Origin of the sequence: Lysinibacillus sp. S1, assembly GCF_044986265.1 — a bacterium.
In the GTDB taxonomy this organism is placed as follows: Bacteria; Bacillota; Bacilli; order Bacillales_A; family Planococcaceae; genus Lysinibacillus; species Lysinibacillus capsici.
The window spans coordinates 2,298,347-2,322,512 of the sequence record NZ_CP173154.1 but is presented as its reverse complement, the minus strand read 5'-3'; the positions used below and the strand labels follow the sequence as shown (position 1 = coordinate 2,322,512).

The 24,166-nt window shown below is 37.7% G+C and carries 18 protein-coding genes and 1 pseudogene; 12 read left to right on the top strand and 7 right to left on the bottom strand.

The window, feature by feature from the left end:
* The first annotated feature begins 71 nt into the window (after positions 1-71).
* From ACHZEU_RS11585 to ACHZEU_RS11575, 3 genes are all read left to right on the top strand, one after another.
* Positions 72-2,168, top strand: a complete 2,097-nt coding sequence (locus ACHZEU_RS11585) for a beta-propeller domain-containing protein (protein ID WP_259955546.1) — start codon at positions 72-74, stop codon at positions 2,166-2,168.
* Positions 2,169-2,457: 289 nt separating this feature from the next.
* On the top strand, positions 2,458-2,964 hold the full coding sequence (locus ACHZEU_RS11580; RefSeq protein WP_066038258.1) for a helix-turn-helix domain-containing protein: 507 nt from the start codon (positions 2,458-2,460) through the stop codon (positions 2,962-2,964).
* The gene (locus tag ACHZEU_RS11575; protein WP_066038259.1) at positions 2,961-3,803 is read left to right on the top strand and encodes an IS3 family transposase; all 843 of its coding nucleotides are present in this window, start codon (positions 2,961-2,963) and stop codon (positions 3,801-3,803) included. The genes ACHZEU_RS11580 and ACHZEU_RS11575 overlap by 4 nt, the downstream gene beginning before the upstream one ends.
* Positions 3,804-4,026: 223 nt before the next feature.
* Here the strand turns inward: ACHZEU_RS11575 and ACHZEU_RS11570 are convergent, their stop codons facing one another.
* Positions 4,027-5,436 (bottom strand): polysaccharide deacetylase family protein, encoded by a 1,410-nt coding sequence (locus tag ACHZEU_RS11570; protein ID WP_048393300.1) that lies wholly within the window; start codon positions 5,434-5,436, stop codon positions 4,027-4,029.
* Between the two features lie 339 nt (positions 5,437-5,775).
* Between ACHZEU_RS11570 and ACHZEU_RS11565 the strand changes: the two genes are divergently transcribed.
* A complete protein-coding gene (locus ACHZEU_RS11565) occupies positions 5,776-6,528 on the top strand; it encodes a threonine/serine exporter family protein (RefSeq protein ID WP_009371811.1) in 753 nt (250 codons plus the stop codon).
* Positions 6,529-6,540: 12 nt separating this feature from the next.
* Positions 6,541-7,017 (top strand): threonine/serine exporter family protein, encoded by a 477-nt coding sequence (locus tag ACHZEU_RS11560; RefSeq protein ID WP_081010948.1) that lies wholly within the window; start codon positions 6,541-6,543, stop codon positions 7,015-7,017.
* A 46-nt stretch (positions 7,018-7,063) separates the two neighbouring features.
* On the opposite strand, the gene ACHZEU_RS11555 is transcribed toward ACHZEU_RS11560, so the two are convergent.
* A complete protein-coding gene (locus tag ACHZEU_RS11555; protein ID WP_048393302.1) occupies positions 7,064-9,085 on the bottom strand; it encodes a GGDEF domain-containing phosphodiesterase in 2,022 nt (673 codons plus the stop codon).
* Between the two features lie 186 nt (positions 9,086-9,271).
* On the opposite strand from ACHZEU_RS11555, the gene ACHZEU_RS11550 reads away from it, so the two are divergent.
* The 4 genes from ACHZEU_RS11550 (at position 9,272) to ACHZEU_RS11535 (ending at position 15,005) form a co-directional block, all read left to right on the top strand.
* Positions 9,272-10,168, top strand: a complete 897-nt coding sequence (locus tag ACHZEU_RS11550) for a DMT family transporter (RefSeq protein WP_404804556.1) — start codon at positions 9,272-9,274, stop codon at positions 10,166-10,168.
* A 66-nt stretch (positions 10,169-10,234) separates the two neighbouring features.
* Positions 10,235-11,956 (top strand): ABC transporter ATP-binding protein, encoded by a 1,722-nt coding sequence (locus ACHZEU_RS11545; protein ID WP_048393307.1) that lies wholly within the window; start codon positions 10,235-10,237, stop codon positions 11,954-11,956.
* Entirely contained in the window at positions 11,956-13,788 is a 1,833-nt protein-coding gene (locus ACHZEU_RS11540) for an ABC transporter ATP-binding protein (RefSeq protein ID WP_404804554.1), read from the top strand. Before ACHZEU_RS11545 ends, ACHZEU_RS11540 begins: the two co-directional genes overlap by 1 nt.
* 347 nt (positions 13,789-14,135) lie before the next feature.
* Positions 14,136-15,005, top strand: a complete 870-nt coding sequence (locus ACHZEU_RS11535) for a GNAT family N-acetyltransferase (protein WP_279493769.1) — start codon at positions 14,136-14,138, stop codon at positions 15,003-15,005.
* Between the two features lie 266 nt (positions 15,006-15,271).
* Here ACHZEU_RS11535 and helD read toward each other — a convergent pair whose 3' ends face one another.
* Positions 15,272-17,497, bottom strand: a complete 2,226-nt coding sequence (gene helD / locus ACHZEU_RS11530; protein ID WP_404804553.1) for an RNA polymerase recycling motor HelD — start codon at positions 17,495-17,497, stop codon at positions 15,272-15,274.
* A gap of 157 nt (positions 17,498-17,654) precedes the next feature.
* Between helD and ACHZEU_RS11525 the strand changes: the two genes are divergently transcribed.
* Complete coding sequence (locus ACHZEU_RS11525) at positions 17,655-18,371, top strand: glycerophosphodiester phosphodiesterase (RefSeq protein WP_054549081.1); 717 nt, start codon at positions 17,655-17,657, stop codon at positions 18,369-18,371.
* A 91-nt stretch (positions 18,372-18,462) separates the two neighbouring features.
* Here the strand turns inward: ACHZEU_RS11525 and ACHZEU_RS11520 are convergent, their stop codons facing one another.
* Entirely contained in the window at positions 18,463-19,485 is a 1,023-nt protein-coding gene (locus tag ACHZEU_RS11520) for a DUF2804 domain-containing protein (protein ID WP_054549082.1), read from the bottom strand.
* A 182-nt stretch (positions 19,486-19,667) separates the two neighbouring features.
* Between ACHZEU_RS11520 and ACHZEU_RS11515 the strand changes: the two genes are divergently transcribed.
* Positions 19,668-20,162: an amidase domain-containing protein gene (locus ACHZEU_RS11515; RefSeq protein WP_004229655.1), complete on the top strand. Its 495-nt coding sequence runs from the start codon at positions 19,668-19,670 to the stop codon at positions 20,160-20,162.
* 97 nt (positions 20,163-20,259) lie between these two features.
* Positions 20,260-20,883: pseudogene (locus ACHZEU_RS11510) on the top strand (nitroreductase).
* Positions 20,884-20,890: 7 nt separating this feature from the next.
* Here ACHZEU_RS11510 and ACHZEU_RS11505 read toward each other — a convergent pair.
* The 3 genes from ACHZEU_RS11505 to ACHZEU_RS11495 all read right to left on the bottom strand — a co-directional run bounded on the left by ACHZEU_RS11505 (position 20,891) and on the right by ACHZEU_RS11495 (position 24,068).
* A complete protein-coding gene (locus ACHZEU_RS11505) occupies positions 20,891-22,273 on the bottom strand; it encodes a dipeptidase (protein ID WP_404804552.1) in 1,383 nt (460 codons plus the stop codon).
* 277 nt (positions 22,274-22,550) lie between these two features.
* On the bottom strand, positions 22,551-23,294 hold the full coding sequence (locus tag ACHZEU_RS11500) for an SDR family NAD(P)-dependent oxidoreductase (RefSeq protein ID WP_404804551.1): 744 nt from the start codon (positions 23,292-23,294) through the stop codon (positions 22,551-22,553).
* Between the two features lie 18 nt (positions 23,295-23,312).
* Entirely contained in the window at positions 23,313-24,068 is a 756-nt protein-coding gene (locus tag ACHZEU_RS11495; RefSeq protein WP_048393320.1) for an SDR family NAD(P)-dependent oxidoreductase, read from the bottom strand.
* Positions 24,069-24,166 lie beyond the last annotated feature (98 nt).

Here is a 24,166-nt window from a genome sequence, read left to right as displayed (position 1 = left end):
CAGAAAAATGTAACTTTCCTCTTTTTTACTAGTCTAATTAATAAACAAGTATATGAAGGAGAGGAAAAATGATGAAAAGTAAATGGTTCGCAATTATGCTGATTATCGTTCTAGCTATCGTGCCTGGAATTTTTACATTGATAGTGAATACAGATGTGACGGCAAAGGCGGCTAGCGCAAGTATGGCAACACAAAACTGGCAAGCATCTTTTTCAGTTGCTTTAAAGAAAAACAAAATAACTGAGGAATATGTCTATATCACTACGGAAAAAGGAAGCAAAGTACCTGCAACAATTGAATTGTTGGAAGATCAAAAAACGATAGTAGTGAAAAAGTTAGCACCAGGTAATTATCAATTGCATGTAAAAAAGGAGGCCTTTGCACAAGGCGGACTGAATGTAGCTTCACAGACAATTCCATTTACAATTATCGAGACATTAACAGCCGTTAAATCGGAGAAAGAGTTACAGCAGTATTTTAAAAAGTTGTTAACAACTCAAAGAGTAGAAATTAGAGAAGAAGAGAGCTTACAAAGTACAGCAAGTGAAGATAAAGCAACAGCTAATAATGAGTCTACAACTAATAATCAAGTAGAGGGGGTAGAAGAGGGTGACATTGTAGTAGTAAAAGATGACTTTATTTACACTGCAAAAGATCAGAGCATTACAGTGGTGAATGCTAAAGATCCTAAGAATTTAAAGATGGCTACAAGTATCAAATTAAAACATTCCCAATATATTTCTAAGCTTGCCCTATATGACAATCTATTAATTGCCATCGGGGATCAATATATTGAAAAAGCAGGCACAGCTATGGTAACAGCCTCAATTTATGATATTTCAAATCCAAGCAATCCAAAGCATGTACGTGATGTTGGGCAAGAAGGCTTCTTGCAGGATATTCGCATAACGAATGACACATTATATTTAATCGGTAATATGTATCCAAATTACTGGATGCTACAAGAAGACAATAAAACCGATTTAAAGCCTAAAACATTTGATAGTATGGCAGGAACAGAGTACCAAAGTCTGCCTTTAGAAAAAATCTCAATCTTACCAAATACGATGGATGGTACCTATAGTTTAATTACAGCTGTCGATTTAAAAAATGGAGCTAAGACAACTGCCAATACGAAAGGGTACTTAGGTGGAAGTAGTGGTCTTTATATGTCAGAGAATGCCCTGTATTTAACGACACCAATGTATGAAAGTAGTATTGATGTTTCATCAGAAAAGCGCGTTATGGATATGATTTGGTTACCGAGGTCAGCCGACACTCAAATTTTCAAGTGGAATGTAGATGGAACGACTTTGAACTTTGTCGGAAGTACGGAAGTAAAGGGAACTGTGTTAAATCAGTATTCAATGGATGAATATAAGGGGAACTTCCGGATCTTTACAACAGAAGGTAATACGTTGAATGAGAAAAGTACTTCCTATAACCATCTCTTTATTTTGGATGAACATTTAAAACCGCTTGGTGCAGTAAAAGATATGGCGCCTGGAGAAAAGATATATTCAGCTAGATTTATGGGAGAAAAAGCATATGTGGTGACATTTAAACAAGTGGATCCACTATTTGTCATTGATGTAGCGAATCCGAAAAAGCCTGCTGTACTAGGGGAATTGAAGATTCCTGGCTTCAGTAATTACCTACATCCATTAGATGATACGCATTTAATTGGTATTGGTTATGATACGGAGCAACGCTATGATTCGTATACGAAACGTAATTTTACTGTGACAACCAATATGAAGATGTCCCTATTCGATGTATCAGACTTCCGAAATCCGAAAGAACAATCAACCGTAAAAATTGGTGGGAAAGGTTCTTCCTCTGAAGTGCAATACAATCCTAAAGCGCTATTCCGCAATAAGGAATACAACTATTTTGGCTTCCCTGTAGTACTGTATGAGGCAGGTAAGGGAGACGAAGTTGTCTATCAAGGTCAAGGTGCTCAAATTTATGAAATTACTGCAGAGAAAGGGATAGTATTGAAAGGAAATATAATCAATCGTAATAATAATGAGTCCTATGAAAATTGGGAGCAAGTTGTACAACGTGTTGTCTATATAGATGATACGCTGTATACAATAGCGCGTAACGAGATAAAAAGCTATCAGTTAAATGACTTCAAGCCTTTAGATACATTAACAATAAAATAATAAGAAAAACAAAACAGTCAATTGAAAGGTATCAAGTAGCCTTTACTCCAATCCTGTATCTTTAGCAACGGTTTTCAAATATAGTGAAGGTGTTCATTATTCTTTATGAAGAGGTGTTGTCACCCATCATCCTCTGATAATGGGCTATTTGATCACTATGCTACTATGAAAAAGTAAAGACAATTGGCAGAATGGTTGATTGGAGTGGAGCCAGCGTCACTCCTAGGGGATTTAGTGAACTGCACCCAAAATATTGGACTTAAAAAATCTAATATAGGGGGTGCAGTTAGTGATTTCTGATGAACAAAAGTTAGCCGCAGTTCTAGCTTACATTGAAGAAAAGGAAAGTACGTATCAGATTGCCAATAGATTACAGAGGGATCGACAGTACGTTCGATTATGGATTGAATTATATCGATACCATGGCATTGAAGGAATTATTCGTCCTCAAGGGTTCACGAATTACGAAGATTCTTTTAAAATAAAAGTAATTCAACACCTGATAGAGACGGGCGATTCGCTCCTTCAGACTGCTGCGAAGTTTAATATTCCTTCTCGTGAAACCATTCGGAGATGGAAAAAACAGTGGATGTCCAAGGCTGGAAAGGTGCTCTATCAAATAGAAAAGGAGCACCAATCAATGCCAAAAAAACAACCACCTTCGTCTGATTTAAATGAAAAAACAACGGAAGAGTTAAAAGCGGAAATTGAGTATTTACGGATGGAAAATGCCTATTTAAAAAAGTTGAAAGCCTTAGTTCAAGAAAAGGAAGCATTCAAACCGAAGAAAAAATGAGAGCTGTGTATGAGCTAAGGCTGGAATTTCCACTTCAAGCTCTATTAAAAGTGGCAAAAATCAAGAAAAGTACGTATTATTATCATCTTCAAAAATGGGTAAAACCAGATAAATATCAGGCGATCAAAGAACGAATCCAGACACTTTTTCATCACCATAAGGGGCGTTATGGCTATCGTCGTATTTGTCTTGCCCTCCGAAATGAAGGTTTTTTCATCAACCATAAAACGGTACAACGATTGATGCAAGAATTGGGCTTAAAAGGGACGGTACGCCCTAAAAAATACCGTTCGTATAAAGGGACAGTCGGCTATGTCGCAGAGAATGTCATCCAACGTGATTTTGAAGCCACTGCATCCAATCAGAAATGGGTAACCGATGTCACAGAGTTTAAAATAAACGGTCAAAAAATCTATGTATCGGCTGTATTAGATTTATTCAATCGAGAAATCGTTGGATATGAGGTATCAAAATCACCTAATTTTGAGTTAGTTCAACAGTCTTTTAAAAAGGCGTTTACGTATACAAAGTTATCGAAAAAGAGTGGCTTAATCATTCATTCTGATCAAGGATGGTTATATCAAATACCCCGTTTTAAAGCGTTATTGACAACGCATGAAATCAAGCAAAGTATGTCACGGAAAGGAAATTGTTTAGATAATGCCGTAATAGAAAGCTTTTTTGGTATTCTGAAATCAGAATTTCTGTACACAACTACGTTTAAAAACTATGTAGAATTTACAAAAGCATTAGCAGATTATATTTACTATTACAATCATGAGCGGATTAAAAGAAAACTCAACGGAAAAAGTCCCGTTGAGTATCGAAAAGCTTCGTAAAAAAGTTTATATTTTTGGGGTCAGATCATAGCGTCACAGATGAGACCCTGGATGAACGTAGGTGAGTGAAGCGGCTCATTGGACGCCCTGGAAAGGACGCTGGCGGAACAGAAGTCAACCTCTCGCCTTGCAAAGTTGCTTTTTCTGCCGTTGACATCATCTTTTTCAACCAAAAAGAAAGTCCAATGAATATGGAGAAATTCATTGGACTTTTTGTTTATTACTATTGTCGATATGGCAGTATCTCGGATACAGTCACAAATTCATAGCCCTGCTCTTGTAAATAGGCAAGAACAGCGTCAAGTCCGTCTGCAGTGGATTGATGAATATCATGCATTAAGACAATGGCATTATTGTGTAAATTATTTTTTACATGTGGCAATAGCTGCTGTGCATTTCGATGTTTCCAATCCAATGTATCAATTGTCCATAGCACAACAGGGATAGGAATCTCGGCATTAATTGTGTCATTAGTTGCACCGTATGGTGGTCTAAAAACTGTGGCACCTTGATTGATTGCCTTCTCAATTTCAGTGGCAGTCGTGTTATATTCTTTCATCACTTGTTCCTGCGTAAGCTTTGTTAAGACAGGGTGGTTCCACGAATGGTTTCCAATTTCATGACCGCGCGCAAGAACATCTTTTACGATGTCAGGATAGTATTGTACACGACTACCGAGCATGAAGAAAGTAGCCTTTGCGTGATACTTATCAAGAATATTTAAAATTTGCTCCGTGACTTTTGGATGTGGACCATCATCAAATGTTAAAGCAATACGTTTTTTATTCGGATCACCAGTTGGTGGTGGATTAATTGGTTTTACATTTTCCATTGCGATTTGAAATTCGGAGGCTAACAAAGGGTTAATAAGCGAAAGGGGTAGTTTCACTATTGGGGTACCTGCTGCTCCACTAGCAATCTCATATTCATCGAAATAGATTTGTAATGAATCATCAACAATAGCAAAGCGATTGAAGTTAGACCATTTTGGTTCGGTAGCTTTTAATAGTTCATCGTTGAAAAGCTCATCCTTTAATTGGAGGTTTTTTTGCAAATCTTTTCGGACGTTTACAGCCAACGTAGATAAGTTATTCTCATCATTTTGTAAGAGCGTTTGGATCGTAATTTGTTCGCCCGTTTCGTTGTTAATGAAGAATGTTTTTGTGGAGACTTCGTGATTGGCTCCACCTACATATAGCATTTTTGTTAGCACAAAGGAATAGTAATGCTCTCGGTACGGAAAAGTTTCTAGACTAATATTTAATTCACCCATAGCATCTGTATCTTTATTTTTCTTCATCGATGTTAGATAGTTTTCTTTTGAATCCGATATGTATTGTAATACGGCATCATTAAAAACCTCGTTATCTGTTTGTGGGTAATGTATAGCAAATGGTGTTCGTTTGTCATTTGAAACGTCTGTAACAATACGTATGCCTGGAAACGCAGAACTTTCGGTCGATAAATGACTATTCACCGATTCCGTCTCGGATTCTTTTGAAGCACTAATCTTTTGAAACTTAAAGTCATCCTTTGAAAGGATAATAAAAAGTATAATAGTTGTTAAGGTCACAATAAGGCTAAGTAATAAGAAATCAATTATTGGACCGCGTCTTTTTCTGCGTTCCTGCATGGTTTTGGATACGCTCCCCTCTTTTTTTATTTTCTATACAATCAGACGTGCCAGTCATTAAAAAAGTTATACAAATCTAGAATCTTTTTATGTAATTTTGTGGAAAATTATTAAGATCACTTTTTCTTCAAGAATCAGCGAATTAATTGTAGTTGTACTTCTATTTAAGAGGTTGTAAAATACCTACTAAAATAGAAAAAACACATGCGTAATATTAGTGTAACTGTAAAAATAAATTGAAAGATAATCCGTTGCTTAAGAAAAAAATTTTCAGTTGAGTTTTTATTGGCAGTTCGTTAATATTGGCAAGGAACCTTTTGAAGGAGGCAGATAGCTGCAATGGTCTTACAAGATGCGGATAATGAACTTACGATTGACTGTTTGTTGCTTGCAGGACGCATTATGATTGAAAGTGGTGCAGAAACATACCGCGTTGAGGATACGATGCTGCGTATGGCACATTCTCAAAATATGCCAAATGCTCAATGTTATGCCACACCAACGGGCATCATTTTTTCGTTAGGCAAGACACAGCCAACAAGAATTACATCAATTCCCAGTAGGGTTACAGATTTGCAAAAAATCGCCTTGGTAAATTCAGTATCTCGTAGACTCACATCTCAAATCATAACATTAGAAGAAGCTTATGACGAGTTAAAGTCGATACAAAAAACAAATTATTTTTTACCAACTTATTTGCAGGTTTTGGCAGCTGCGCTTGCTAGTGGTTGTTTCCTTATTATGTTTAAGGGTGGATGGTCGGATTTTCCGATAGCTTTTTTGGCAGGCGGGCTCGGTTTCCTAGTACTTGTAATCATTAATCATTTAACAAGGGTAAAGTTTTTTTCTGAATTTACTGCATCACTCGTCCTCGGCTTTGTTGCCTTCTTTGCAGTAAAGTATGGTTATGGTACTGAACTTGATAAAATTATTATTAGTTCCGTCATGCCACTAGTACCAGGTATTTTGATTACAAATGCTGTACGTGATTTAATGGCAGGTCATTTTATGTCAGGGATGGCAAAGGGAGCAGAGGCCTTTTTAACAGCCTTTGCTATTGGTGCAGCAATAGCCGTCACACTAGGATTTTAGGAGGCGGATAATATGCAGATGATGGACATTATTATACAATTAATAGTTAGTTTTTTTGCGACAGCTGGGATTGCCATTATTTTTAATGTTCCTAGAAAAACACTACTTCATTGCGGACTCGTTGGGGTAATTGGCTGGATTATATACTATGTTCTAACAGAGCAAGGCATGGATGTTGTCAAAGCTTCTTTCTTTGGCTCATTTGTCATTGCCATCGTTGCTCATTTATATGCCCGACGCTTTAAAATACCCATGATTATTTTTATTGTTGGGGGAATTATACCATTAGTACCAGGGGGCATGGCTTATAATGCAATGAGAAATGTGGTAGAAGATGATTACTTACAAGGCTTGCAATATGGCTTAAAGGCATTTTTAATTACAGGTGCTATTGTTATTGGACTAGTTTTTGCAGAAGTAATTATCCAACTCATATTCCGCTCAGTTCGTTCCAGTAAAGTAAAATTACAAAAGGTTTATAAAAAATAGAAGGAGACTGCGTGCAAAATAAACGCAGCCTCCTTCTTCATTATTGTTATTTTGTCAGTAATAGTTCAATCTCTTCAGGTGTAACAGGTTTACTAATATAATAGCCCTGAATGGCATCGCAGCCGTAAGTGATTAATAGATCTGCTTGTTCAGCTGTTTCTACACCTTCAGCGACCACTTTCAATTCCATGGATTTACCTAGTTGTACCATACCATTCATAAGCTTTTGGCTCTTTTCGGATTTCAAGAGTGAATTTGTAAACGTTTGATCGATTTTTAATGTACTTATTGGTAAAATTTGCATATATCTAAATGAGCCGTAGCCAGTACCGAAATCATCTAATACAAAAGAAATGCCTTCGTTTTCAAGCTTACGCATTTGCTGTGCAATAGACGTTGCGGCTTCAGCTTCTAAAGCAAATTTTTCAGTAATCTCAATTTGTAATAGGTTCGCTGGACAACCTGTTTTTGTAATCATTTCAAGTATAGATTTTGCCATATTCTTATCACGGAATTCGCGTACAGAAGAGTTAATAGATACTTTTAAATCATAGCCAGCCTTTTTCCAAAGTAATGCTTGTTCACAAGCCTTTTCCAGCATGAAGGACCCAATATTATTAATTAGGCCTGTTTCTTCAGCGATAGGAATTAACTCATCAGGCGTTACGACACCTATGACCTCATCTTCCCAACGTACAAGTGCTTCAACAGCAGTAACTTTTCCAGAATACACATCGATTTGTGGCTGATAGAGTACCTTCAAGTTCTTTTGGTCAAGTGCTTGGAGTAAGCGCTTTTCAATTAATGCTTTACGATTTAAAGCCTTATGTGTTGCTGTTGATAAAGAAACAATTTTATCTCCGCCAGCCTCACGGACTGTAGAAATAGTAGCAATGGATGCCTTCATAAGCTGAGAGAATGTTGATTGATCCTCAGGATATCTAGTTATGCCACCACTAATAGAAATTGGTACAGCAATATTGCCGCTATAAATCGGATGTTGTTGTAAGTAAGATAAAAAGCCTTGAATAAACCATTCACTTAAAGGCGTAATGACAACAAAATCATTTTCATTTATACGAGCCATCGTGCTATCTTGGAAATACATTTTTATACGATTTGTAAATTCAACAATAAGGCTTTGATCGATTTGTTGATCATGTAATTCTTTAAGTGTATAAAATTTATCAATACTTAGATAAACAAATGAAAAGTGTCTCTCATCGTCAATCATATTGGTGATTACTTTTTCAAGTCGATGTGCATTCATCAAACCGGTTTCTGTATCGATGTAAGCAATTTTTTCAAGTTGGTGTTGAATCGTTTTTGATTTAGTTACATCCTTTTCAATTAGGATAAACTGTTGTTCATTTGTTTCAAGATTAACGAGGGGAATAGCCGTTAGTAGCACCCAATAGGATTGCCCCGTTTTTGTAATTTTTTCAACTTCTCCTTGCCATGTATGACCATTATTTAAATTACGCCAGATCGTATGTGTAATTTTTTCACTCACTTCATTATCAGGGAACAGTTGCCAAAAGGTTTTGCCGATAACACGCTTTGGTGTCCATTGGCTTGTTTTTAGAAATTCATTATTACATTCCAAGATAAATCCATCGTGATCGAGTGTAACGGTCATAAAGGTTGCATCTAAACCTTGCTTAAGGTTTACAAAGGTATTGCATTGAGAGATAGCCTGCGTCATTAATTCTGGGAGCATAAAAATCAATAGAATAAAACGTTCTCCCTCATCTGTAAAAGGTTTAGCTAGCAGAGCTGTTGTTATTTCTGCATTTGAAGTTGTGTGTACTTGAATTTTTTCTAGATACGTACTGTCCTCATTTTGTAAAATAGATTGAAGTGTTTCGACAGGAAGCTGACGCAGTAGATTTTCGTGTATAGATGGAGTAGTATTTCCTTTAATATCATTAGCTAATAAGCCAATCAGATGTTCAGCACTCTTTCCCCAGACTGTTGCTTGTCCATCTTGATTAATGATAATTGCAGGAAAAGGAAGTGAATTTAAATAATGTTCATCAATCGTAAATGATTTATGCATATGACTCATGATTATTCGATCTCCTTGGGTAATCAATATATACTAATATTATAGATAATAATCGGGAATTAGTCATTATGAATATATTTGTAAATATTTKATAGTAMAAATTAATAGGACTTTTMTAGTGAAATATMAGAAATGATTTGAAGAAAAGTAACAATTTTTAGTACGTATATAGGAAGCAGGATTGGTATGAAACGTTTAAAAGGAATAATATTTATCGTCTCGGGTGCTATGTTATGGGGAGCAACTGGCCCTTTAATGGAGTGGTTGCTTAATCATACACCTTTGACTGTATCCTTTATGTTAACAATCCGTTTATCGGTTGCAGGTATATTACTACTTACATATTTATTGTTAACAGGAAAAAATATTTTTGGAATTTGGCAGCACAAGCTATGGGGGAGACAACTCATAGTTTTTGGTATTGCAGGTATGCTTGGTGTCCAATTTACATTTGTTGCTGCAATTAATGAAAGTAATGCTGTGCTTGCTACCTTACTACAGTTTTTAGCGCCAATATTTGTTGTCGCGTATGTCTCTCTTAGTTTAAAGAAATGGCCACCAAAATATCAAGTGTTAGGTATTATTGGTACCCTTATAGGGTTGTTTCTGTTACTAACGAATGCATCATTTGAAAGTTTACTTATTAGTCCAAAAGCCTTGTTATGGGGAATAGGAGTAGGCTTAACATTTGCATTTTACACCTTGTATCCTGCACGCTTAATGAAGGAGTGGAGTGTGCTTTTAGTAGTGGGCTGGGGGATGCTGGTGGGTGGCTTCACTTTGGGCTTAGTAAGCCGTGTTTGGCAGCAGTCCACTCAATGGGTTGTTYTADTAGATTTTAAAATTTTAATGTTAKTAGTTGCTTTAATATTTTTTGGAACAGTAGCTTTTATATTGTTTTTAAGTAGTATGAAATACATTACGGCAGTTGAAACGAGCATTCTTTCTAGTATTGAACCATTAACAGCAATGGTGATCTCTGTTATTATTTTCGGTACTTCTTTAGGTTTTTGGCAATTAATAGGAGTATTCGTTATGCTTGTTTGTGTAACCTGGCTTTCTATAGCAGGAGAAAAAGCATAAATATACTATAGTGTTAGTAGTTTTTAACTATCATTAAATTTTATCTACCAACAAGGGGGAAAGAATATGAAAGAAGTTTTTTCCTATGTAAAGCCATATAAATGGACAGCTATTTTTGCTTTATGTTTAATGCTTTTAGAGTTATTTGTAGAGCTTGTGCAGCCACTCATTATGGCAAAAATAATCGACGAGGGAGTAAGGGCACAAAATCAAGGAATGGTTTTGCAATGGGGGGCTGTTTTACTTGGGCTATCTTTTGTTGCCTTTCTGGCGGGCGTTATCAATTCTTATTTTTCTTCACATACAGCTCAAAGCTTTTCATATGATCTTCGAAATGCCCTGTTTGATAGGATTCAATCCTTTACGCTAGCAACCTATCAAAAATTCTCCACTGCATCGCTTATTACTCGATTAACAAATGATGTTACACAGGTACAAACGGTGCTGTTTATGAGCTTACGTATTATGCTTCGAGCGCCACTTGCTGTGATWGGAAGCATTATTATGGCTTTTGTCGTAAATCCGAAATTAGCTTTATTTTTAGTTATTGGTGCACCGATCATTTTTATTTTTCTTCTTTTTATGGTGGCAAAAGGTGTGACTTATTTTGGGCGTGTACAAAAGAGGGTCGATCGTTTAAACAGAGTTTTACAGGAGAATTTACAGGCGATACGATTAGTAAAGGCTTACTTAAGAGGGGCATATGAGGCTACACGCTTTGATGAAGTTGCATCACGGTTAAAGGTTGATACTGTGAAGGCCTTACGCATAATGGAATATATTATGCCGGTTCTTTTGTTCATTATGAATATGAGCCTGCTCGCAGTTTTATGGTTTGGTACAAAACAAATTGCTACAGGAACAACGCCACTTGGTGATATTGTGGCTATTGTGAATTATGCAATGCGTATGACAGGCTCATTTTCAATGTTCGCTTTTATTATTATCTTCTACGCACGTGCAAAGGCATCTGCAGAACGTATGGCAGAAATCCTTTCCGTTGAAAATGAGGTTGAAGATACATCTCTTTTAGAAGAAGTAGGTCATGCCACACAATATGGAGAATTAACCTTTGACCATGTTAGTTTTACTTATCCAGGAGGAGATGTTCCTGTTCTGTCAGATGTGAGCTTTCAAGTTAAGTCTGGCGAGAAACTAGCGATCATGGGGGCAACTGGTGCAGGAAAATCAACATTATTACAGCTCATTCCTCGGTTCTATGAAGTAACGCAAGGCAGAATACTTGTGGAAGGTCAGGATGTGCAACATTGGGATTTACAAGAGTTGCGGGAAGTGATTGGCTATGTCCCCCAGCAGTCATTGTTATTTACAGGAAGTATTGCAGATAATGTGCGTTGGGGAGATACACAGGCTGAAATGGATGCTGTATTACAGGCTACAATGCAGGCGCAAATTCATGCATCTGTTGAAGATTTTCCAAATGGTTATGATACCAAGGTTGGGCAAAAAGGTGTCAATTTATCGGGGGGGCAAAAACAGAGGTTATCTATAGCTAGAGCTCTATTGAGAAAGGGACATATTTTAATGCTTGATGATAGTACTAGTGCTTTAGATGTGAAAACTGAACAGTCTTTGTGGGCGGCACTGAGTGAAGAAAAAGCAACGATGCTTGTTGTTACGCAAAAAATACGTACAGCTAAAGGTGCAGATCGCATTTTACTGATTGATGCTGGAAAAGTAGTTGCTTATGGCACACATGAAGAGCTTTTAGAGACTTCCTCGCTTTATAAAAAAATAGCTATCTCTCAACAGGAGGTGGAGGATTAATGGGATTTTTCCAGAAACCTTTTGGCTATGAACCGCTTTTGACAAAAGATGATCTGAAACAGGGTGTGAAGAAAAAGAAGGGGCCACGTGCAGCTGATTGGAGAAGTACATTGCTGCGGTTATGGAAAATTGTCGACGAACAACGCGCACTGCTTATTGTGGTGCTCTTATTAGTGATGATTAGCTCCATATTAGCTTTAGTTGGTCCTTATGTAATCGGTCAAATGATTGATCACTATGTTATGCATGGCGAGCTTTCAGGCTTAGATAAAGGGATTGGCTTATTAATTGGTATTTATGTGTTATTAGCCGTTTCACTTTTCCTACAAAACTATTGGATGATTGGCATCGCCCAGCAAACGATCTATAGATTAAGGACAAGTGTATTCACTCATTTTCAAAGACTGCCAGTGGCATTCTTTGATCGTCGTCAGCATGGAGAATTAATGAGTAGAATGACGAATGATATTGAAGCTGTCAGCTCAACATTGAACAGTTCCTTTATTCAGGTATTTTCAAGTGTACTTACGCTTGGTGGAACCGTCATTATTATGCTCAGTTTAAGCCCATTGCTGACAGTTCTGACGATGATCATTATTCCACTGATGTTTTGGGCGATGCGATGGATTACACGTCGTACAGCACCACTGTTTAAAGAACAACAGGTAGCTATTGGCGCCTTAAATGGGATGATCGAAGAAACAATTTCAGGACAGCGGATTGTGAAGGCATTTTCACAAGAGGAGCGAATGAAAGCAGAATTTCGTGAAAAAAGTTTGCGCTTAAAAAGAACTGGTTTTTGGGCACAGACATACTCAGGTTATATTCCTAAAGTTATGAACTTCTTAAATAATATGAGCTTTACCATTGTAGCAGGTGTAGGAGGAGTCCTTGCGTTATATGGACATGTAWCGATAGGGGTAATTGTTATATTCACTGAATATGCACGACAATTTACACGTCCTTTAAATGATTTAGCAAWCCAGTTTAATACGGTACTGTCAGCCCTTGCTGGTGCAGAACGTGTATTTTCCTTGCTTGATGAACAACCAGAGGCAGAAAATGTGTCAGCACAAAAGCATCAGCTATTGGGACATGTAACGTTTAAGCAGGTGTACTTCAAATATGAACTAGAAGAAGAGGGGTACACACTAAAAAATGTAGACTTTAAAGTGGAACCTGGTCAAACGGTAGCCCTTGTTGGTGCAACTGGGGCTGGTAAAACGACAATCCTTCAACTTATTGCAAGATTTTATGACGTCTCAAAGGGAGAGGTATTATTTGATGGTATAAATGTACAGCAAATTGATCGACAATCCCTTCGTTCACAAATGGCCTTTGTCTTACAGGATCCATTTTTGTTTGAGGCTTCTGTTCGCGRGAATATCCGATATGGCAGACTGGATGCGAGTGATGCAGAGATTGAGGAAGCGGCCAAGCAAGCTAATGCACATGAATTCATTATGAAACTAAAGGATGGGTATGATACTATTCTTGCAGCGGATGGACGCGAGATTTCCCAAGGCCAAAAGCAATTACTTTCTATAGCAAGGGCACTTATAGCTGATCCGAAAATTTTACTATTGGATGAAGCGACAAGCAGTATCGATACTGTGACAGAACTGGCGATACAAGAGGCACTCGATACGTTAATGCAAGGGCGCACGAGCTTTGTGATCGCACATCGTTTAAATACTGTCCATAATGCCGATATGGTCTTAGTGATGCATAAAGGGGAATTAGTGGAGGCTGGACCTCAGCAAAAGCTCATCGAATCAGGTGGTCTTTATGCACAAATGCTGTATTCATCCTCACACCATCTTGAGGAATAGATGGAAAAAGAGCAATTTCATTTGAAGTTGCTCTTTTTTATTGAATTNAAAATGTTATTAATTTGAATAAATGGTATAATTATTATATAACATTATTAAAATATGAAGCAGTAGATAGTTTAAAAGTAATGGGTTGTGAAAGAATAAATATCTCTATTTTAGAAAAATTAGTATATTATTTCTAGTAAATTTCAGTCATTTTACTGAATTTTTATAGTATAAATCCTTTTATTTTTCTAATATTTGAAGTAAAATTCTGATTAATAGCGGGTATTAATATATTTTGTTGCCAGCTTATTTTCATTCTTGCTACAATAGGGCAATAGTCTGTTACAGGAACGGAGTAAATGATGAATATTTCAGTGATGACAGTGTCTTTTCCATTAGATGGAGAAACATTGAAAGAAGTAAAGTTATTATGTGAAGAAGCAACAGTTCAAGATTATCGAGTCTATGAAACCATTATGAATGTACCTATGGCTAGCTCTTTCGAGAATAAAGGCTTCATGGTACTAGCGTATGAGGATGATAAGGATTTACTAGTTGGTGCTGCTAGTGCTATCGACTTAATGGGACTTCATACATATGAGTGGTCATTAGTGGTGACACCTGCATATCGACAAAAGGGTATTGGAACTGCGTTAGTTGAGGGTATACAAGTAGGGCTAAAAGAAAGAGGGGCAGAGGGGCAATTAGCTGTAGTAATTGATGGTTCCCCTTATGGGCACACATTTATTGAAAACAAAGGGTTTACCTATAGTTTTTCAGAAACGACCCTAGAAACAAAAGCAGAGCCTGTTACATTACGAAGTGATATAAATATTCAAGCCTATAACGGAGAGCAAGCTGAACTGATTACTATTTATTGTGAGGCTTTTGGAGATCTACCCAAAGAATCAGAAGAGCTTATTGCTTTTAATACATCAACAAATGGAAGAGAGCTTTGGGTTGCTTACAGAGATGGTGCAGTTGTTGGCACAGTGACTACAGCTAAGGAAAATGAAATCCAGTGGGTAACAGCACTTGCTGTACATCCAAATTGTGAAGGACAAGGTATTGGGACAGCCCTTCTTTCCTTTTCAAAGGATTATGCGAGTAAGGTTGGTGCAGCGTTTGTCATGCTAGATGTAGAAGTAGACAATAAAAAAGCACTTTCTGTCTATGAAAAAGCAGGCTTTATGAAAGCACAGCAAATTGATTATTATGTAAAACAATAGAAAAAAGGGTGATGAGAGGTATTTAATATCAACTCATCGCCCTTTTTTATCATAATCACCTACTATCTTCATATAATATTAATAAGCTTTAAGAAAGGAGTCGTGATCATGCGCATGCCAGCATTGCCAAAGAAGAAGTCTCCTCCGAAGGAAGCCCCTAATTCATGGTGGAAAGTTGTGAAAGCTTATTTATCCAAAGGGAAGTTTTATAAATTACCCCCAAGAAATTAATGATGCAAAGAAAAAAGTCGCCTTTTAGCGACTTTTTAATTTTCTAATAAAAATGTCTTTTTGGATGGACCGATTAAGTATAGCTCGTGCATGGCTCGTGTAAGAGCTACATAAAGTAGCTTTCGGTCAATGGGTGTATCGTAAAATGGTGTATCGTAGGCAGCTACAATGACAGCATCAAATTCAAGTCCCTTAGCTAAGTGACTTGGCACAACAAGTAACATTTCTTGATTAATAGATTCATTTTCCGTTAGTAGTTGTGAAGCAATATCATTGTCTTTTAATGCCTGTTGCATAGTAATGGCTTCTGCAGTAGTTTTGCAAATTAAAGCGATGGATCGATGGCCATTTTGACGAATAGCTTCAAAGATCTCTTTAACTTTGAAGGCATCAAATTGCTCCGCTTGAATAAAACTTGGTACGCTACCGTGACGCACAACGGGTTCTACTAAAGGTAGCTGTTCATTCATCTGTGCTAGAATTTGATTCGCGACTTCCATAATTTCAATTGTTGTTCGATAGCTTTTTTGCAAAGTGCGGAAGCTTGCACGAGGAAATAAGCTTTGGACAGGTTCCCAGGCTGTTAATGAGCGATAGCTATGGATACCTTGTGCTAAATCACCGACCATAGTAAACATATCTGTATCAAGACCTGCTTTTAAAGCAGCAAGCTGAAATAAACTGTAATCTTGGACCTCATCGATAAAGACAACACGCATCTTCCATTCATCTGCAATGCCTTTTAAACGTGCTTGTAAATAGTATAGTGCAGCTAAATCTTCGAGTGCCCATTGTTCTTTACGATGTGCCTGCAAAAATTGTTGCTGTTCAAGGTAATGCCATTCAGGGGCGAGTTCTGCTAATAATTCTGCATCGGTGAGAAGGGTACGATAGAGTGTTTTAATATTATGTTTGGGAAAGCGACGCATATAAGCTGATGCCGTTGTCTTCGTTTCTTTTTCAATGGCAGGAATTCGTTCATCACGCTCATCAATGAATTTTGTGACAACACGTCGCCGTTTTTCATCATCTCGAATTCCATTTAAGGCTTTACCCAATGCTTCATCATACTTTTTATGGAGTGTAGCTAAAACAGCCTGTTTTTTTTGACGTACATGGCTTGCTAAGACCTTTTTAATATGTTCAAGTCGCTTTTCGATAGGCATATATGAGAATTCATATAAAAACAGCTTCTTCAGGTGGGAAGCACGCATGATACAGTATTTTTCAATATAGACATCTTCGAATTGCTCTGCGATCTTTTGTTCCAGCTTTTGTACGTAGCGTTCGATGACATCACGATAGTAAAGTGAGCCTTTCATTTCAGCAATCCAGGTAGTAGGCTGACTTCCTCCAGCAACGAGCAATTCTAATTGTTCATTTGGATTTTGAAGCTTAAGCTTTAATTTAGTGGCAGAAAGAACGTAGTCTGTAAAAGTAGTTTGGCATATTTTATCGACGCCAAGCTCTGGTAAAACATCGCCTATATAATCAATAAATAACTTATTCGGTGCTAAAATCATGAGCTGCTCAGGATTAAAATGTTCACCCATTGTATAAAGGAAATAGGATATTCTGTGTAGAGCAATGGTTGTTTTTCCACTACCAGCAGCACCTTGCACAATAATTGGTTGACGAAGATGTGCTCGAATAATTTCATTTTGTTCCTTTTGAATGGTTGAAACAATTTCAGTTAGACGGACATCAGCTTTTCCAGCTAATGCTTCTTGTAGTAGTTCATCATTTGTGGTTAGATCAATATCTCGTATATCGAGTAATTCGCCATTTTCGATCTTGTATTGCCTTTTAGCAAAGAGATGTCCTTTATGAACTTCACCACGGACATCGTACTCCATGTCACCAAGACGTCCATCATAATAAACATTAGCTACGGGTGAGCGCCAGTCAACAATAATGGGCTCATGGGTTTCACGATGAAATAGTGATGTTTTCCCAATATAAAGGAATTCTTCTGGGTCACCGGTTTTTTGGAAATGGATTCTAGCGAAATAGGGCTTMTTGCGAACGGCCTCTAGACCTTCTTTTTGATTACGTGCCATTTCAAAAAATCTGGCATTTGTTAAGATATTTAAATAACTTAAACTCGAATCTAAGTAATCAAGATCGGCCATAGATTTGCGGAWATTTTCTTGWGCAGATTTTAAATCTCGTTGTGATTCGTCTAATATTTGTTGCATATAGCCTTGGKTATACGCTATCCGCTCTACTTCAGCCTGAWAATCTGGATGTTGTACASTCATTTTTTAGCACCTCCTAGGTACTTACAATTTCAAAGTAGATTATCATACTACTATATATAATATTTACCAGCAAGTGAAAGCTAAAATGTTAATTATGCTACTATTACATGGGGCTGGAAGGTTTTTCTTTGAATAATAATAGAGGAGGTTATTGAATTTGGACATATTTGCACATAGAGGTGTTTCGATAAACTATCCAGAAAATACGATGGCTGCCTTTCAAGCAGCATCAAAGCTTCCTATAGCAGGGATAGAGCTAGACGTTCATTTAACCGCAGATAAAGAGGTAGTGGTTATTCATGATGAGACCATTGATCGTACCTCCAATGGCTCAGGCTATGTAAAAGATTTTACATTACAACAATTACGTACATTTGATTTTGGCTCGTGGTTTTCACGGGAGTTCGGAGATGAAGTAATTCCTACCTTAGGGGAAGTGTTGGAGTTATTTGCAGGTACCAATCACCGTATCAATATTGAACTGAAAACAGACATTATTGCATATGAAGGAATCGAAGCGCTCGTGCTCAAAGAAGTAGCAGCACAGCAAATGACAGAGCGGGTGATCATTTCATCTTTCAATCATGAATCATTGCAAACAATATCAAAAATAGCGCCTTATATAGAAAGTGCAGCATTGTTTGCAGAGGTGCTGGTGGATTTCCCAACTTACATTGCTCTTATACCAGCTAAGGCGTTACATGTAAGTTTGCCAACTTCCTTCCGTAAATCAGTTAAACTAGCTCTCGCTGAAGGTGCAACTGTACGTGTGTATACCGTCAATGAACAACGCGATGCTCTAAGTTTACAACAGCTCGGTGTACAGGCGATATTTACAGATGATCCAGAAAAAATATTAAGAGCCCTTAGTTAGAGCAAAAGTGGACAGTTAGGAGACAAAAGCTTCCGTGGAATCATTTGCATTTTCAAAATACCCACGGAAAGCAACGTCCTCTAGAGGGTTTTTACCATTTTGCACGATGTTCCTCAATACATCCGAGCATTTGTTGAATAACCAGTGTTTCACCATTGTCGAGTAAAATAGAACCGTCGTAATAGCCAAATAGTTGATGTACCTCTGATTTAACTAGTTTGGCATTCGTTTGGGCTATACGCTCAAAAAAGGGTGAAAAGGTTAAGGAGACCTGATTAGAAAATTTTGTTTTCACTTTCCAACGCTGCATATAATCTTCAGAATCATATTGAAATAATAAATCCTCATGTATTTTTGTCATTTTACCATCAACAAAAACAGCATTTTCAGTCATGCCTGTGCCATCTGTCCATTTACCTCCTAAATTAAGTCCGATGCGTCGTCCACGTACTCGTTGAGAGGCCATTCCCCAATTCCATAATGCTTCACGTGGCCATACACCTCGTCCATAATCCAACACAGCAAAATTCTCCTCAGCTGAGAAATTAAAACGCCGAGTACCAATTGTGACAACACCTGATGTTGGCAATATGTGATGCTTGCCTGTGAACTGAAATGTTTTGCGATTCCAAGGAATGACTACATTTAAGGTTTCGTCCGCTGGTGGGTGCTGAATGATAAGCTTTGCTCGTAAAACATCTCCGTCAAAGTTTGGTATGGAAACAGATAGATGTGTTTCATTTTGTATATATAATAAATCAATCATCATTTCACTATTTTTAAATGAAACAGATTCTAAAACCTGTGTAGGCATTTTTAGTTTACCACCAAAGGGGATTGTGATCGTTTTTTCAAAATAGCGCTGTGTTTCATATTCAAGGAAATAAACGAAGCAGACTGCTGCGTAATCTAGATGACTAATCGTAGCTGAAAACAAGATTTCATCACCGTAGACACACCAATAGTTCCATTTCTTTTTGCGCATGAGATGGCCGCTTAAATTGCTATTAATAAGTGGTTTGCGTGCAAATCCGATGGCTGCTGGATTTAAATTACCTTTTTTATCGCATAAAAGAGTTGGCTGTAAAATCTCTTTTTCAGCATGCTGCCTCACATTCAACATCCCTTCTGGTCATAAAATAAAATTGACATATCTTTAATCCTTATTGTAGCAAAAATGTTCTTGAAATTGGAAAGGAACATGCTGAATATAATGGATTTCAATAAGAATTATGAGGAAGGACCTAACTAATAGAAATGCTTAAATAGACATATGATGGCATGAGGAGGTTATGTATGGCAAAAATGTATAATAGGCAGGCTGCAGTTCAATATGCTAATTTGTGGTGGAACAGACGCAATCCTGCTTTTCCAAATTTTGATGTAGATTGCACGAACTATATATCTCAGTGTTTACTTGCAGGAGGGGCACCGATGCGAGGTGCACCAAGTAGAGAGAAAGGCTGGTGGATTCAGCAAGGGAATTGGAGCTTTAGCTGGTCTGTTGCCCATTCATTACGATGGTATTTAGAAGGATCTACAACAGGATTGAAGGGTAGACGTGTTCAATATGCAGAGGAACTAGAGCTTGGAGATGTCATTTTTTATGATTTTCAAGGGAATGGTAGAATTGACCACTCCGTTATTGTTACAAGTATTCAAAATGGTATTCCTTATGTGAATGCCCACACCTCAGATAGTATTAATCGACCTTATTTTTACGAGGATTCCACCGCCTATACGCCAAGCATGACCTACTTTTTCTATCATATAGATGACAGCTTTGCTTAGGAACAGGTAGTTTTAAAGCATACAAATATATGATAATGTGAAAGATAGAAGAGATAAACTCTAATATGTTGTCTTATGGTAGAAGGAGAATTGATATATGAGCGAACAAATTTTATCTGTTAGAGATGCAATTATTCAACGTCGTTCCATTAAAAAGTTTAATGGCCAGCCTGTAGAGCGTGAGGATTTAATGGCTATTATTGACGATGCAGTATGGGCTCCCAATCATGGTAATCGTGAGCCGTGGCGATTAGTTGTTGCCTGTGGAAAGGAATTAACAAATCTTCACCAGCTATTACGTGACTTAACAATTCCTAAATGGCAGGAGCTTTCAAGCGAAGATTTAGCGAAGCAGATGTTGAAATTTACATTACCAGGTGGCTATGCCTTTGTTATCGTTCCAGAGGATGCGCGTCAAAAAGAACGTTTAGAAGATTATGCAGCAGCAAGTACATTTATTCAAAACATGCAGTTACTGGCATGGGATAAAGGCATAGGCTCTTGCTGGAAAACACCAGGCTTCCTAGATAACCCAAAATTCCGTGAAGCTTTAAAGGTACAGCCAGGTGAGCGTGTCATTGCTATGCTACAAGTTGGTTATTTTGATGAAGTGCCAAAAGGCAAAGAGCGCAAACAAGCAGCTGATATCGTTACGATTTTTGGTKAKTAMTCAWAGCAAAWAAATCSCTKCMYTYKSWCRGTBAKKGGATTTTTTAATTAATCGATATTTATTTTTGTAATCCTGAAACCTCATATAAATAATCACTAAGAACACGTAAGCCTTTATCAAAGTTTTCTAAATGGAAGTGTTCATTTGGTGCATGGAAGTTTTCACTTGATAGACCGAAGCCCATTAGCACTACAGGTAATTCTAGAATTTCATCAAACGCAGCGACGATAGGGATGGATCCACCGCCACGTGTGTATGCTGTTGGTACATTATATACTTTTTCATAGGAGCGTCCAGCAGCCTGGATAAATGGATGATCGAAAGGCGTTAGGAATGGACGGCCTTTATCGAATTCAGAAATGTTGATTTCCACACCAGCAGGTTTGTGCTTTTCAACATGTGCTTTTAAAAGTGCTACAATTTCATCGGGCTCTTGATTTGGTACAAGACGGCATGTGATTTTAGCGCCAGCTTCAGCGGGCAGCACTGTTTTGATGCCTTCACCTGAGAAACCACCAAATACACCGTTAACCTCTAGGGTTGGGCGGGCCCAAGTACGTTCTAAATAAGAATACCCTTGTTCACCGAATAATTCTTTTACGCCAACTTCCTGTTTAACAGACTCTTCATCGAAGCCAAGCGCAAGATAAGCCTCACGTTCCACTTCTGTTAATGGCAACACTTTGTCGTAGAAACCTTCAACTTGAATCGTACCATGCTCATCACGGAAGGATGCTAAAATTTCAGCTAATGCGTGAATAGCATTTTGTACGCCACCACCATAAAGACCGGAGTGTAAATCTCCCTTAGCTCCACGCACATCAATTTGAATGCCCGTTAAGCCCCGTAAACCATAGCATACCGCAGGCTTCCCAGGACCATAAAGACCTGTATCGGAAATTAAAATTAAATCTGCCGCTAGTTTTTCTTTATATTGTTCAACATAGGCAGGTAGATGTGGACTACCAATTTCTTCTTCACCTTCATAAATGAACTTAACATTGACAGGTAATGTCCCTGTTGTAGCAAACAATGCCTCAATCATTTTTAAGTGCATAAAGACTTGTCCTTTATCATCACTCGCACCACGAGCAAATAATTTATTGTCTCGAATTGTAGGATTAAAAGGCTCACTGTCCCATAAATTTAGTGGATCAACAGGTTGAACATCATAATGACCATAAAATAAAATAGTTGGTTTACCCTCTGCATGTAGCCAGTCTGCATAAACAACAGGGTGCCCAGCTGTTTGTGTWATGGAGATATTTTCAAGATTTAGTTTTTCAAACGCACTGGCTAGVCDCTCAGCTGVATGTTGAATATCCTCTTTATGCTCGGATAAAGAACTGATACTTGGAATTCGTAAAAATTCATTCAATTCATTTAAATGTGCCTCACGGTGTTCTGCAAAATAAGCATCAATTTGCTGTAAATYAGTCATTAAGCATCCCTCTTTCTAATATTTCGATAATAGAAATAGTATAGCACAATTTGCTTTTAGGAATCTTAAATTGAATTGAAAGATTACACATAGCACCTACAAAATAAACCACAAGAGCTAAATAGCAATTGTGGTTGAGTCTTACTTGAGTGGATTATAAATTCGTCATTTTTCAGTGAAGGGTTCAGATACAACAGCCAGATCGCTTCGCACTTTTAACGGCTAGAATGGCATCATTAAATGCACTAGCTTTTAGGCGAGTCTATTCAAAGCCTCATTAGTGAGCAGTATAACCACCATCAACAAGAAGCGTTGTACCATTAACAAAGCTTGCGTCATCGCTTGCTAAAAAGAGAACGGCTTTAGCGATTTCTTCTGGTTTACCAAGTCGACCTTGTGGGTGAAGGGATGCTAAATATTCTTTCTTCTGAGCATCGACCTCAGCTAATAGAGGAGTGTCGATATAGCCAGGACACACCGCATTTACACGAATACCCTGTTTAGCGTAAGCAGTACATAGGTTTTGTGTTAATAATTTAACGCCACCTTTTGCAGATGAGTAGGCTGTAGGGTTTGGTAAGGCAACGAAGCTATGAATTGAACCAGCGTTAACAATGACGCCACCTGTTCCTTGGGCAAGGAATTGTTCAATGGCATATTTATCCGATAGAAATACACCTGATAAATTAATATCAATTGTTCTTTTCCATTTTTCAAAAGAAAGCTCGTGTGCTGGTGCATCGTCAGCTACGMCTGCATTTGCATACATAATATCAAGTTTACCGTATTTAGTAACGGTTTCCTTTATCATGTTTTGAATGTCCGCTTCATTTGTTACGTCTGTTTTTACGAAAAGTGTATCAAAACCATTGTTATTTAATTCTTCAGAAACGCTTTGTCCACGATCAGAAAAATCGGCAATAACGACTTTAGCGCCTTCTTCTACAAATAAACGAACTGTGGCTTCACCGATACCACTAGCCCCACCTGTAACAATTGCTACTTTATCTTTTAGTTTCATATAAATGACCACCTTTAATTATTTTGCTGTTGCTCCGCCATCAATAACGAATTCTGCACCTGTTGAGAAGGAAGATTCATCAGAAGCTAAAAACAATACAGTTTGCGCTACTTCCTTTACAGAGCCTAAACGTCCTAATGGGAATAAGTTTTTGCCTAATTCATCTTTTGAGCTTCCTGTTGTTGCTGATGCATAGTCTGCCATACCTGTATCAATGTAGCCAGGATGAATGGAGTTGACACGTACGCCGTATGGAGCATACTCCATAGCAGCATCTTTTGTCATAATGCGAACAGCCCCTTTACTAGCGCCGTATAATACGTGACCAGCAGCACCTGTTAAGCCTGCAATAGAGGAAGCATTAATAACAGAACCATTATGTTGTTTAGCCATAAGCGGCATAATATGTTTCATGCCTAAGAACACACCTGTCACATTGATGGACATTAAGCGGTTCCAGTCAGAAAGCTCGATTTCTGCAAGGGGTTTTATGATATAGATACCTGCATTATTGAAAAGAATATCCACTTTCTTAAATGTTTTTATTGATTCATCTGCAACCTTTTTCCAGTCTTCTTCATTACTAACATCGTGGCGGATAAATACTGCCTCACCGCCGATAGTTTGAATATCACGGACTGTATCGTTCCCAGATTGTTCATTTATATCAGTAATAACTATTTTTGCTCCCTCTTTAGCAAATAATAGTGCAGTTTCTTTCCCGATTCCTGTACCTCCACCTGTAATAATGGCCACTTTGTTTTCTAATCTCATTTCAAGCACGCACCTTTCATTATTTCTGGTTATATGGTTGCCTTAGGATTCAAAAGTATTCGCATTGTTTAGCGATACCTGCTTCTTACTCCCATCAT